At 72.3% G+C, this 12,288-nt stretch carries 12 protein-coding genes; 5 read left to right on the forward strand and 7 right to left on the reverse strand.

Going from position 1 to position 12,288, the window contains the following annotated elements; all coding sequences use genetic code 11:
- Positions 1 to 9: 9 nt before the first annotated feature.
- Positions 10 to 1,119 carry a winged helix DNA-binding domain-containing protein gene (locus tag FR742_RS06835; RefSeq protein ID WP_261808385.1) on the forward strand — a complete coding sequence of 370 codons (1,110 nt, stop codon included), beginning with the start codon at positions 10 to 12 and terminating at the stop codon, positions 1,117 to 1,119.
- Positions 1,120 to 1,146: 27 nt separating this feature from the next.
- Entirely contained in the window at positions 1,147 to 1,974 is an 828-nt protein-coding gene (locus FR742_RS06840; RefSeq protein WP_148030155.1) for a PhzF family phenazine biosynthesis protein, read from the forward strand.
- A gap of 21 nt (positions 1,975 to 1,995) precedes the next feature.
- Here the strand turns inward: FR742_RS06840 and FR742_RS06845 are convergent, their stop codons facing one another.
- The 7 genes from FR742_RS06845 to FR742_RS06880 all read right to left on the reverse strand — a co-directional run bounded on the left by FR742_RS06845 (position 1,996) and on the right by FR742_RS06880 (position 7,328).
- A complete protein-coding gene (locus tag FR742_RS06845; protein WP_148030156.1) occupies positions 1,996 to 2,850 on the reverse strand; it encodes a biotin-dependent carboxyltransferase family protein in 855 nt (284 codons plus the stop codon).
- On the reverse strand, positions 2,847 to 3,692 hold the full coding sequence (locus tag FR742_RS45615; protein ID WP_261808386.1) for an allophanate hydrolase subunit 1: 846 nt from the start codon (positions 3,690 to 3,692) through the stop codon (positions 2,847 to 2,849). Before FR742_RS45615 ends, FR742_RS06845 begins: the two co-directional genes overlap by 4 nt.
- Positions 3,689 to 3,883: a hypothetical protein gene (locus FR742_RS06860; protein ID WP_148030157.1), complete on the reverse strand. Its 195-nt coding sequence runs from the start codon at positions 3,881 to 3,883 to the stop codon at positions 3,689 to 3,691. Before FR742_RS06860 ends, FR742_RS45615 begins: the two co-directional genes overlap by 4 nt.
- The gene (locus tag FR742_RS06865) at positions 3,880 to 4,635 is read right to left on the reverse strand and encodes a LamB/YcsF family protein (RefSeq protein ID WP_148034384.1); all 756 of its coding nucleotides are present in this window, start codon (positions 4,633 to 4,635) and stop codon (positions 3,880 to 3,882) included. The genes FR742_RS06860 and FR742_RS06865 overlap by 4 nt, the downstream gene beginning before the upstream one ends.
- Positions 4,636 to 4,705: 70 nt before the next feature.
- Positions 4,706 to 5,473, reverse strand: a complete 768-nt coding sequence (locus FR742_RS06870) for a thioesterase family protein (RefSeq protein ID WP_219551323.1) — start codon at positions 5,471 to 5,473, stop codon at positions 4,706 to 4,708.
- 10 nt (positions 5,474 to 5,483) lie between these two features.
- Positions 5,484 to 6,980 carry a hypothetical protein gene (locus tag FR742_RS06875; RefSeq protein WP_148030159.1) on the reverse strand — a complete coding sequence of 499 codons (1,497 nt, stop codon included), beginning with the start codon at positions 6,978 to 6,980 and terminating at the stop codon, positions 5,484 to 5,486.
- Between the two features lie 123 nt (positions 6,981 to 7,103).
- The gene (locus tag FR742_RS06880) at positions 7,104 to 7,328 is read right to left on the reverse strand and encodes a hypothetical protein (RefSeq protein ID WP_148030160.1); all 225 of its coding nucleotides are present in this window, start codon (positions 7,326 to 7,328) and stop codon (positions 7,104 to 7,106) included.
- A gap of 153 nt (positions 7,329 to 7,481) precedes the next feature.
- On the opposite strand from FR742_RS06880, the gene FR742_RS06885 reads away from it, so the two are divergent.
- The 3 genes from FR742_RS06885 to FR742_RS06895 all read left to right on the forward strand — a co-directional run bounded on the left by FR742_RS06885 (position 7,482) and on the right by FR742_RS06895 (position 12,242).
- The gene (locus FR742_RS06885) at positions 7,482 to 8,051 is read left to right on the forward strand and encodes an HhH-GPD-type base excision DNA repair protein (protein WP_148030161.1); all 570 of its coding nucleotides are present in this window, start codon (positions 7,482 to 7,484) and stop codon (positions 8,049 to 8,051) included.
- A 194-nt stretch (positions 8,052 to 8,245) separates the two neighbouring features.
- Positions 8,246 to 10,339: a SpoIIE family protein phosphatase gene (locus FR742_RS06890; RefSeq protein WP_148030162.1), complete on the forward strand. Its 2,094-nt coding sequence runs from the start codon at positions 8,246 to 8,248 to the stop codon at positions 10,337 to 10,339.
- Positions 10,340 to 10,580: 241 nt separating this feature from the next.
- Complete coding sequence (locus FR742_RS06895; RefSeq protein ID WP_148030163.1) at positions 10,581 to 12,242, forward strand: RNA polymerase sigma factor; 1,662 nt, start codon at positions 10,581 to 10,583, stop codon at positions 12,240 to 12,242.
- Positions 12,243 to 12,288 lie beyond the last annotated feature (46 nt).

The raw sequence follows: 12,288 nt of genomic DNA on the forward strand, positions 1-12,288 counted from the left end.
AGTGTCCGGGTGACCACTTCCGTGACCTGGCCGCAGATCCTGGCGTGGCGGCTGCGCCGTCAGTTCGTGAGCGAGCCCTGCGACGGCGGGCCGGTGGAGGTGGCCCGGCGGCTCTGCGGGGTGCAGGCGCAGGTGGCGTCCTCCGCCCAGCTCGCCGTCGCGGTGCGGAGCGACCGGCCCGACCCCGGCGCGATCGACCGCGCGCTGTGGGCCGATCGCACGCTCGCCAAGACGTGGATCATGCGCGGCACCCTCCACCTGGTGCCCGCCGACACCCTGGCCGACCACTGCGCGGCCCTGAGCACGCTGCGCTTCTGGGAGAAGGGTTCCTGGCAGCGCGGCCACGGCGTCACCGCGGGCGAGATCGAGGCCATCGTCGACACCGTCCCGAAGATTCTCGGCGAGCGCCCGATGACCAGGGAGGAAGTGGTCGACGCGGTCGTGGCGGCCACCGGCGACCGGCATCTGCGCGAGGCGCTCGGCTCCGGCTGGGGCGCCCTGCTCAAGCCGCTCAGCCGCCTGGGCGAGCTGTGCTACGGCCCGCCCCGCGAGGGCCGCGTCACCTTCGTCGCCCCGAGAGCCTGGCTGCCGGGCTGGCCCGGGGCCCTCCCGCCGCCCGAGGAGGCCGGGGTCCGGGTGGTCCGCGCCTTCCTGGGCGCCCACGGCCCGGCGACGCCGGAGATGCTCGACGGCTGGCTGTTCGGCGGCGTCGCCAGGAAGGCCGTGCTCAAGGGCTGGTTCCGCGACCTGGCCCCCGAGCTGGCCGAGGTGGAGACCGGCGACGGCCGCACCCTCCTGGCCCTCGCCGAGCACCTCGACGACCTGGCCACCACCCGGCCCTCCGAAGAGGTCCACCTGCTGCCCGGCTTCGACCCGTACATCCTGGGCGCCCCGCGCGCCCTGGAGCCGCTCGTCCCGGCCGCCGCCAAGCCCAAGGTGAGCCGCCAGGCCGGCTGGATCTCCCCGGTCGTGGTCCACCGGGGCCGGGTGGCCGGCGTCTGGAAGGCCGAGGCGGGCCGGGTGGAGGCCGAGCTGTTCGAGGACGTCCCCGAGCCGCCGCTCGCCGCCGCGGCGGCCCGCGTCGAGGCCCTGCTCGCGACCGTCCGCACCGCGGAGTGACCGGTCCGCCGTGCGACACTCGCGTGCATGGGACGAGCCTTCCGCCAGGTCGACGTGTTCACCGACACCGCCTATCACGGCAACCCGCTGGCCGTCGTGGTCGACGGCGCCGGGCTGACCGACGAGGAGATGGGGCGCTTCGCCAACTGGACCAACCTGTCCGAGACCACCTTCCTGCTGCCGCCCTCCACCGGCGAGGCCGACTACCGCGTGCGGATCTTCACGCCGTCGGGCGAGCTGCCGTTCGCCGGGCATCCCACGATCGGCAGCTGCCACGCCTGGCTGGAGACCGGCGGCGCGCCCCGTGACCCCGGCATGATCGTTCAGGAGTGCGCGGCGGGCCTGGTGCGCGTCCGGCGCGACGGTTCCGGGCTGGCCTTCGCCGCGCCGCCGCTGCTGCGCTCAGGGCCCGTCGACGAAGACCTGCTCGGGCGGCTCGCCGACGGGCTGGGCATCGGCCGGGGCGAGATCGCCGACGCCGAGTGGGCCGACAACGGGCCCGGCTGGGTCGCGCTCCTGCTCCGCGACGCCGACGCCGTGCTCGCCCTGCGGCCCGGCCGCCTTCCCGTCGACACCGGTGTCGCCGGGCTCTACCCCGAGGGCTCTCCTTACGCGTACGAGGTGCGCGCGTTCTGCCCGTACGAGGGCGGCATCGTCGAGGACCCGGTGACCGGCAGCCTCAACGCCTCCCTCGCCCAGTGGCTGCTGCGCACCGGCCGCGTCACCGCGCCGTACGCGGCGAGCCAGGGCACCGCGCTCGGCCGCGTCGGCCGCGTCCGGATCTCCGCCGACGACACCGGCGTCTGGGTGGGCGGCTCCGCGGTCACCTGCGTGACCGGCGTGGTCACGTTGTGAGGTCACGGTTCGCACCTGACGTCAGCGGTGCGGCACGACCTTGAACCGCACCGCGTCGCCGGGACACAGCTGGGCCGCGACAGGCAGGTCCGCGCTCGACACGACCGCGATCACCGGATAGCCGCCGGTCGGCGGATGGTCGCTGAGGAACACGATCGGCTGGCCGCTCGGCGGCACCTGCACCGCGCCCGTCACCATGCCCTCGCTCGGCAGCTCGCCCGCCCGGGCCCGCGCCGGCTCCGCGCCGCGCAGCCGCACCCCCACGCGGTTGCTGTCCTGGCTCACCGTGTACGGGGACGCGCACAGGGTCTCCAGCGCCCCGGGGGCGAACCAGTCGTCGCGCGGCCCGGGCAGCACCCGCAGCACCGGCGGCCGGGGACCGGCGGGCGGCGCCAGATCCACCGTGATCTCCCCCAGCCCCGCGGCCGGGCCGACCGGCAGCACCGTGCCCGCCCGCAGCGGCGGCGGGCCCAGCCCTGACAGCGAGTCGGTCGAACGGCTGCCCAGCACCGGCTCCACCGCGATGCCGCCGCGCACCGCGAGGTAGGTGCGCAGCCCCCACTCCGGCGTGCCCAGCCGCACCTCGGCCCCCTTCGGCACCCAGAACGGCACCCCCATGCCCGCCCCCGCCGCGCCGGACACCGGGCACGGCGCGCCCGCGAGCGCCGCCCACGCCCCTGTCAGGAAGCGCAGCCTGGCCAGCCCGAACGTGACCTCCACGCCCGCCAGCCGCTCCGGGTTGCCGACCAGCCGGTTCGCCAGCCGCAGGCTCGCCGCGTCGGCCGCGCCCGAGGACGGCACGCCGAGGTGCGCGTACCCGTGCCGGCCCAGATCCTGCACGGTCGCGTACGGGCCGGGCGCCAGAACCTCGATCATGCGACCTCGAACCGCACCCGCGTGCCGGGCCGGAACGGTGTCGGCGGCTCGGCCGACACGTCCCACACCCGCGCGTCCGTACGCCCGAGCAGCCGCCACCCGCCGGGCGACGCGGTCGGGTAGACCGCCGAGTACGGGCCGGCGATCGCGACCGACCCGGCCGGCACCGAGGTGCGCGGCGTCGCCAGCCTGGGCACGTGCAGCACCGGATCCAGGCCGATCAGGTAGGCGAAACCGGGTGCGAACCCCAGCCAGCCGACCACCAGCTCCCGGCCGGCGTGCCGGGACACCACCTCGTCCACCGAGATCCCGGCCGCCTCCGCCACCGACTCCAGATCCGCACCGTCGTACACCACAGGAATCGTCACCACCTCCGCACCCCCAAGAGCCGCCCCCGACCTCACCGTCGGCTCCCCACCCGCGCCCACAACGTCGAGCGGCGCGGGAGTGGTCCCCTCAGCCGTACCGCGCCCCGTGGTTCGCTCGGTCGTACCCTCGCGCCCGGTGGGGGTCGTCTGTGGAGTCGCGGTGTCGTGCCCTGTGGGGGTGGTTCGCTCGGTCGTACCGTCGAGGGCTGTGCGGGGTGCTGTTGTGGTCGTGTCGTCTCGCACGGGCTGGTCGTCTGACGGGACGTCGTGGCAGTGGGACAGCAGCGTCTCCAGCAGGCCGCGCAATCTGGACTGGTCGGCGCCGGGGGCCACGACGAGGACCGTCTCGGGTCCCGGCACCACTTCCAGCACCTCCGGAGGCCGCTCGGCGCGCAGGGCCGCGTCGAGCCGGTGAGAGACCTCCAGCGCGCCCGTCTCCACGAGCAGCCCGTGCTCCCCGGCGCGCCGGATCATGCGTACTCCACGACACCCGCGTCACGACTCCCGGCGAAGCCAGGCCCGCGCGCGGCGGCCACCCGGGACGGCAGTCCCGCGACCGGACGAACGGCGGGACGCGGCGCGTCCGTCGTACGGGTGGTGCCCGCGAACCGCCCGCCACGACGGGAGGTCTCGCCGGACGCGCGGCCGAGGGCGGGAGGTGTCATGCGAACGCCTGCAGGACCACACCGGCCTCCAGGAGCCGGTCGCGGACGGCGCGGGCCAGGGCGACCGCGTCGGGCGTGTCGCCGTGGACGCAGATCGACCGGGCGGCCACCGGAACCTCGGTGCCGTCGGCGGAGGTCACCAGCCCTTCCTTCGCCATCCGCACCGCGCGTGCGGACACCGTCTCCACGTCGTGGACGACCGCCCCCGCCGCCCGCCGTGACACCAGCGTGCCCGCGGCGGTGTAGGCGCGGTCGGCGAACGCCTCGCTGACCGTCGGCACCCCGGCCGCCGCCGCCACCTCGTGCACCACCGACCCCGGCAGCGTCAGCACCGGCAGCGAGGGGTTGTAGTCGGCCACCGCGTCGACCACCGCCGCGGCCTGCTCCCGGTCGCGGCAGACCCGGTTGTAGAGCGCGCCGTGCGGCTTGACGTACGAGACCCGCCCGCCCATCGCCCTGGCGATGCCGTCGACGGCGGCGAGCTGGTAGAGCACCTCGGCGCAGAGCTCCTCCGGCTCCACGTCCATCTCCCGGCGCCCGAAGCCGGCCAGGTCGCGGTAGGACACCTGCGCCCCGATCGCCACCCCCCGGTCGACCGCCGCCGCGCAGGTGCGCCTGATCGTCACCGGGTCGCCGGCGTGGAAGCCGCAGGCGACGTTGGCGCTCGTGACGATGTCGAGCAGGGCGAGGTCGTCACCGAGGCGCCAGATGCCGAAGCCTTCGCCGAGATCCGCGTTGAGGTCGATCACCATGGGGTCCATCGTGGCTCCTCCGCGCCCCCGAGGGAGCGGATTCCGCCCTCACGGGCATGCGGAAACGCTATCAGGACGCCTCTCGCGGGGCGACGAACAGGGTCTGAGAAGCCGCGCCGACCTCGCCGGCCGAGTCGTACAGCGTGGAACGGACCAGGCCGCGCCCGGACGGGCCGACGACGGTCTCCGCGTCCATGCAGATCCACTCGCCCTCGGGCGCCCGGAACAGCGAGATCACCAGGTCGACGTTGACGAACAGATGGGTGTCGAAGTCGAGCGCGTAGCTGATGCCGTTGCCGCTGTCGGCGAACATCGCCAGCCGCTCCAGCGGGGTGGTCTCCTCGTCGCTCACCAGCGGCACCCGCGACCGGCCCCAGGCGGTGGCGGGACCGGTCTCCGCCGCGCTGCCGCGGGTGAAACGCCATTCGGTCGCGCGCCCGTACCCGAAGCCCGTCGTCAGCCACGACGGCTCGCTCTCGGACGGCGGCAGGGGCGGCGGCGGGCTGGACGTGCCCGGCGTCCCGGCCTCGCGGATGCGCCAGGCGGTGGCCCTGACGTGCTCGCGGCCGCCGGAGGAGACGGACGCGGCCAGGCACTGCACCCGCTTGCCGTCGCGCACGACCTCGGTGCGCACCTCCAGCTCGCCCACCGGCACCGGCCCGAACACGTCCACCGCGAGCCTGGCCAGATCGAGGCCGGGCCGCGGCGCGGTCCGCGCCAGCTCGTGCGCGATCAGGGCCGTGACGGGGCCGAGGTGCTGGGTACGCGGGTCCCAGGGGCCCTGGGTGTGCTCCGTCGCGCGGTAGCGACCTTCGCTCAGGGGGACGTACATCGCCATACGGGGCAGCCTAGATCCCGTCGGGTATGTCGGCGATGTCGTCGAGGGCGGCGGCGAGCTCGTCGGGGTCGCCGCCGATCCGCTCGGCGATCTCGATCAGCACGTGCAGCACGTCGTGGCGGTCGTGGCCCAGGTCGAGCAGGCGCTGGGCGGCCTCCCACAGCTGCGGCGGGTCGCCCTCCCACAGCCGGGTGGCGATCTCCTCGTGCCAGGCGAGGTGTTCCTGGTCGATGCCGCCCACGTGGTCGATCTCCAGCAGCACCCGCCGGTCGGCCTCGTCGGCGGGGTTGAGCCGGTCGAGGTCGACGCCGTTGTGGGTGCCCTGCAGGAACGGGAACGCGAAGGCCCGCCTGGCCAGCGCCGACAGGTCGCCGTCGGGCAGCAGCCGCACCAGCAGCGACCGGTCCAGCCCGAACGAGGCGGGGTCGCGGTAGGCCTCGGGGAACTTGCCCGTCGCCTCCCACACCGCGTCCAGGGTGGCCTTCAGTCCCTCGTCGGGCAGGCCCGTGCGGTGCGCGGCGAAGCGCGCCCACGCCGCCAGCACGTGCGGCATCGCCTCCTGCTCGGCCTCCGACAGCATCACCTTGCGCGGCAGCCAGTCGAGCAGGAACGTCTCGCACTTGGTCGGGCTCACCCGCAGCGGCCTGCTGAAGTCCTGGTCGCACCCGTAGTCGATGATGTGGTCGGCGCACCGGGAGGCGGCCGACGGGTCCGACAGGTGCTCGGCGTCGTCGGAGGCGAGGAACTCGGCCGCCAGCATCGCCCGCCGTTCCCTGTTGTACGGGGCCTCGATGTGGAGCGGCGCCGGCCGCTTGCGCCCCGGCGGCAGCGCCTTGAGCCGCGCCCGCGCGAAGGCGTGGTAGGCGCTGTAGCTGTCGCTGACGGGCGGCGGCGTCTTCGGCTCGCCGGTGGCCTTCATGGCCGACTCAAGCAGCGCCCTGGCCTGCTGCGGCTCGATCTCCTCGAACAGCAGCATCGCGTTGCCCGCCGCCTCGGCCCTGGCCTGGTCGAGCAGCTTGTCGACCTGGGAGGACACCCAGGCGTCGCGGGCCATGCCGGACATGTTGTAGTCGACGACCATCACCAGCGCGTGGCGGTCCTGCCGGTTGCGGGCCTCGTCGCCGTTCCACCGGTAGCCGAACGTGCAGATCACCGTGTCCTGGTCGCCGTAGGCGTCGCGCGAGACGTAACAGCCGGTCGGCTTGACCGCGCCCACCCGGTCGGCCCAGCCGGGCCTGGCCACGCCGGACTCCATCATCGCCAGCGCCGCGCCCTCCGCCTTCGCGCCCTGGCGGGCGGTGCCGAGGTAGGCCAGGCAGATCAGCAGCGTCAGCGAGGCGGGAGTGCCGGTCTTGGCGGCGTAGTCGACCAGCCCTTCACCGAGCACCTGTTCGACGTCGCCACCCCGGACCCGGCTGCCCCACCAGGCGCCGATCATGTCGGAGACCATCAGCTCCGCGTCGAGCGGGCTCCGCACGGCGAGCAGCTCGCGTGCGGCTTGGACCATCTCCTTGAAGACGTCGTCAGGCGGAACGCTCTCCCGGGGGTCTCGTCGGTGTCGGCGCACGCCCTCACTCTCTCGCATTCCAGGCGCAAACGGTGCGTAGAACGCGGCCTGATGACTTCGATGTTATCGATGGCTTCGGGGCGGTGGTGCGGAGTTGACGATGGCGAGCAGATGCTCACGCGCGACGCGTTCCACGATCTCGGGCGTCGCCGTGATGCCGAGGTGCTGCGCGCACGCGCACACGTCGGCTACACACCGGTCGATGGTGTCCACCGGCACGGTGAGGAACTCTTCGGCCAGCCGTAGACTGACCGGCTCCCGCAGGAGGCGAGTGGCCAGAGCGAGCATAGGTGTCAAATTCCTCTGGAGACCGGGGGGCAAACCCCCAGGAGTGGACGCAGGCGACTTGCGCTCCCATTTCATCTTTTATCGAGGCAGTGTCAAGGCTCCGAGGCGACTGTGTTCGCTTCTCCGCGGCGGCTTTCGTGCGAAGCTGTCTCCATGCGCATCCAGCTCACGCAGCGCGCCGATGCCGACGAGCTCCTCGGCCGCAGCCCGCTCGCCCTGCTCGTCGGCATGCTGCTCGACCAGCAGGTGCCGATGGAGTGGGCGTTCACGGGTCCGCAGACCATCTCGGAGCGGCTGGGGCACGACCTGACCGCAGAGGAGATAGCCTCCTATGACCCCGAGGCGTTCGCCGCGCTGCTCGCCCAGAAGCCGGCCGTCCACCGCTACCCCAAGTCGATGGCGGCCCGGGTCCAGCAGCTCGCGGCCTACCTCGTGGCGCGGTACGACGGCAAGGCCGAGTTCATCTGGGCCGACGCCGCCGATGGCCAAGAGTTGCTGAAGCGCCTGCTGGCTCTGCCGGGTTACGGCAAGCAGAAGGCCCAGATCTTTTTGGCATTGCTCGGCAAGCAACTGGGGGTCCGGCCGCCAGGATGGCGCGAGGCGGCCGGCGCGTACGGCGAGGAGGAGTCCTACCGATCGGTGGCGGATGTGGTCGACGCCGACAGCCTGGCGCGGGTGCGTGCTTACAAGCAGGCTGCCAAGCAGGCGGCGAAGGCCGAGTAGCCTGATCTTGCTGCGCAACGTGGAGCGATTTTGACAGGATGCGTTGACCGTATGGCGGCCGGGGCTTCCGTCCGCGCATGCCCATCGCCGATGATGTACTGCAGAATCCGGTCGCCCGGAGCTGCGCTACGCCGATACACGATTATGGAGATGTGCCGCGTGGGAGACCCTGGCACGCGACGGAGGTACGGACCATGAGCGCCGAGACCTCCGTTCCCCGTCCCCGGGAGTCGGATGTGGACATCTCAGACTCCGCCCTCCTGAAGGGCCTGCTGTCCGAAGCAGAGTTCGCCTTCGCCTTCTTCGACGTCGAGGGCCGCATCCAGCGGGTCAACGACGTGTTCAGCGATCTTGTCGGCGTGCCCGCCGACCGGCTGGCCGGCCGCGCCCCCGTGGAGGCGCTCGCCGCCGACCTCAGCCAGGCCGTGACGCAGGGCGTCCAGGCCGTCATCGAGAGCGAGGGGCCGGTCGCCGAGCGGCGGCTGCGGGTCCGCTCGACCGAGGGCTCCGACCGTCACTGGTCGATGTCGTTCTCGCCGATCCACGACGAGGGCGGCGAGCTGCGGGCCGTCACCCTGGTCGGGCTCGACGTGACCGAGAGCCGCCAGATCGAGGAGGACCTGCGCCGCAGCGAGGAGCGCTACCGCTCGCTGGTCGAGGCGCAGTCCCAGCTCGTGTGGATCACCACGCCCACCGGCACGGTCGCCGAGGACGCGCCGCAGTGGCGCGCCATCACCGGCCAGGGGCTGGAGGAGTACCTCGCCTACGGCTGGCTGGACGTCGTCCACCCCGACGAGCGCCCGGCCACCGAGGAGGCGTGGAAGGAGGCGCTGCGCGGCCGCACCATGTTCGAGTGGAACTACCGGGTGCGCACCCGCGCCAGCGGCTACCGCCACTTCGAGGTGCGCGCGGTGCCCATCATCCGCCACGGCCGGGTGGTCGAGTGGGTCGGCGCCAACACCGACGTGACCCCGCAGCGCGAGGCCGAGGAGATGCGCGGCAGGCTGACCGACCAGCTCGGCGCCGCCGCCCTGCGCACCGCCAGGCTCCAGGGCGCCACCGCCCAGCTCGCCGAGGCGCTGACGGTCGAGCAGGTGGTGCAGGTCATCATCGATGTCGGCCGCACGGCCCTGGCCGCCGACCGGTCCGCCGTCGCGCTGCTCGACACCGACCGCGCCGCGCTCAAGCTGATCAACGGCGAGGGCATCCCGGAGGCGTCCGGCTCCTCCGGCGAGGAGATCCCGCTGTCCCACTCCAGCGTGATGACCATGGCCGTCAACAGCCGCAGGCCGGTCTTCGCCGAGTCGCCGGTGAGCCTGAAGATGCAGCTCCTGGAGGCCGGCGGCGACGAGCAGGTGCTCGCCCACTACCTCGCCAGCAGCGACGAGCAGGCCTGGGTGGGCCTGCCGCTGCTGGCCGCCGGCCGCGCCCTGGGCGCGCTGCGGTTCTCGTTCACCAGGCCGCAGAAGATCTCCCAGGAGGACGGCGTCTTCCTGGAGGCGCTGGCCGGTCAGTGCGCGCTGGCGGTGGAGCGGGCGACGCTGTTCGAGCGCGAGCACCGCACCGCCGAGACGCTCCAGCGCAGCCTGCTGCCCGACCACCTGCCGGTGGTCAAGGGCCTGGAGCTGGCCCAGCGGTTCCGTTCCGGCAGCCGCCACGTGCAGGTCGGCGGCGACTGGTACGACGCGTTCGTGCTGCAGGACGGGCGGGTCGCGGCCGTCGTGGGCGACGTCATGGGCAAAGGCGTCAAGGCGGCGGCCGGGATGGGCCGCATCCGCAACGCGATGCGGGCGCTGGCGCTGACCAACCCGCCGCCCGCCGCGGTGCTGGCCGGGCTCGACCGGGTCTTCGACGCGACCGAGGAGGAAGACCAGGTCACCACCCTGGCCTACATGGTCGTCGAGCCGGCCACCGGCGAGGGCACGCTCGCCCTGGCGGGCCACCCGCCGCCCGTGCTGGTCTCACCGCAGGGCACGGCGATCCTCTGCGACGCCGAGCCCGGCACGCCGCTGGGCTGGCCGACCAGCCGCCGGCAGTTCCGGTTCGTGGTGCCGCCGGGACACACCGCTGTGCTCTACTCCGACGGTCTCGTGGAGAACCGCAAGCGTGGCTTGGACGCCGGCCTGACAGAGATTTGCAGTGTTGTGACCGAAGCGCCGCCTGAGGTGGTGGCAAATCCGCACATGCTGCTGGATTTCCTGGTTGACGGGATGTTGTCGGGATATGAACAGGATGATGACGTTACTGCGCTGGCCATCCACGTCCCGGCCATCACGAAGAGTGACTGAATGAAACAGTCATAAGGGTTGCTTTCGGGTATCAGTGCCGCCCTTGCGTACGCACTACTCTCTCCGTCGGCCTAGGGTGGAGGACAACCGCCGGGAGGTGGCCGTATGGAGTGCGTGGGCGTGCCAGAATGCTGGAAGGTCCGTAGCGGTCCGCACGGCCTCACCGATCTCCGAGAGAGGCAACAGCCCCCTAGCGGGCATCTGGGTCCATTGTCGCCACGCGTTCGTTCGAGAGGTGTTCGTGTCGCCTGCAAGTTCGACTCGCTCGAAGCCACAAGAGCTGAACGAGCCCGTCATTCAGCGACTGCTCGAGCGTGGGCGCTCGCAGGGTTTCCTCGAGTCTGAGGATGTCCGTCAGGCCTTCGAGGAGGCGGACATCCCCATGTCGCACGCCGCCGCGTTCTTGCGGAACCTCAGCAAAGAGGGCGTGACCGTGGTGGTGACCGCCGCGGATTCGGCTGCGCCGAAGAAGAAGTCTCGAGGTTCAGCAAAGCGCCAGACCGCCGCGCCCGTCAAGAGCAAGACGGCGGCGGCCGCCAAAGAGCAGCAGCCGGAGACCGTGACCGCGGTCGTCGGCACCGCCGAAGCCGAGCCCGCGCCGAAGAAGCCGGCCCCCGCCAAGAAGGCCGCTCCCGCGGCCAAGAAGGCGGCCCCGGTCAAGGGCGCCCCCGCCAAGAAGGCCAAGCCGGAGAGCGCTGGGCCTGCCGAGACCAAGCAGAAGACCTCCGACGGCGTCAAGTCCGAGGTCGACGACGACGACATCGAGCTCGACGGCGACGTGGAGCTGGAGGACCTCGAAGACATCGAGGTCGACGACGAGGAGATCGTCGCCGAGGGCGACTCCGAGTCCGAGGGCGACTCCGACGACGACACCGAGGACGAGCCGAAGGCCGAGACCGCCCCGGTGGTCAAGGAGAAGAGCGAGGACGAGGTCCTCATCCTCTCCGATGACGACGACGACGCGCCCGTGGCGCAGGTCGCCGCCGCCGGAGCGACCGCCGACCCGGTCAAGGACTATCTGAAGCAGATCGGCAAGGTCCCCCTGCTCAACGCCGAGCAGGAGGTCGAGCTCGCCAAGCGCATCGAGGCGGGCCTGTTCGCCGAGGAGCAGCTCGCCAGCGACGGCGACGGCCTCCCGGTCGACGTCCGCGCCGAGCTGGAGTGGATCGCCGAAGACGGCCGCCGGGCCAAGAACCACCTGCTGGAGGCCAACCTCCGCCTCGTGGTCTCGCTGGCCAAGCGCTACACCGGCCGCGGCATGCTCTTCCTGGACCTGATCCAGGAGGGCAACCTGGGCCTGATCCGCGCGGTCGAGAAGTTCGACTACACCAAGGGCTACAAGTTCTCCACCTACGCCACCTGGTGGATCCGGCAGGCGATCACCCGGGCCATGGCCGACCAGGCGCGGACCATCCGCATCCCGGTCCACATGGTCGAAGTGATCAACAAGCTGGCCCGCGTCCAGCGGCAGATGCTCCAGGACCTCGGCCGCGAGCCGACCCCGGAGGAGCTGGCGCGCGAGCTCGACATGACCCCCGAGAAGGTCGTCGAGGTCCAGAAGTACGGCCGCGAGCCGATCTCCCTCCACACGCCCCTGGGCGAGGAGGGCGACAGCGAGTTCGGTGACCTCATCGAGGACTCCGAGGCCATCGTCCCGGCCGACGCGGTCAGCTTCACGCTGCTGCAGGAGCAGCTCCACTCGGTGCTCGACACCCTGTCGGAGCGCGAGGCCGGTGTGGTGTCGATGCGCTTCGGCCTCACCGACGGGCAGCCCAAGACGCTGGACGAGATCGGCAAGGTCTACGGGGTGACGCGTGAGCGCATCCGGCAGATCGAGTCGAAGACGATGTCCAAGCTCCGCCACCCGTCCCGTTCGCAGGTTCTGCGCGACTACCTCGATTAGGTCGACGCGCGGGAAAGGGCACGGCCACTCGCGGGCCGTGCCCTTT

It is taken from the genome of Nonomuraea sp. C10, assembly GCF_008017515.1.
Classification (GTDB): domain Bacteria; phylum Actinomycetota; class Actinomycetes; order Streptosporangiales; family Streptosporangiaceae; genus Nonomuraea; species Nonomuraea ferruginea.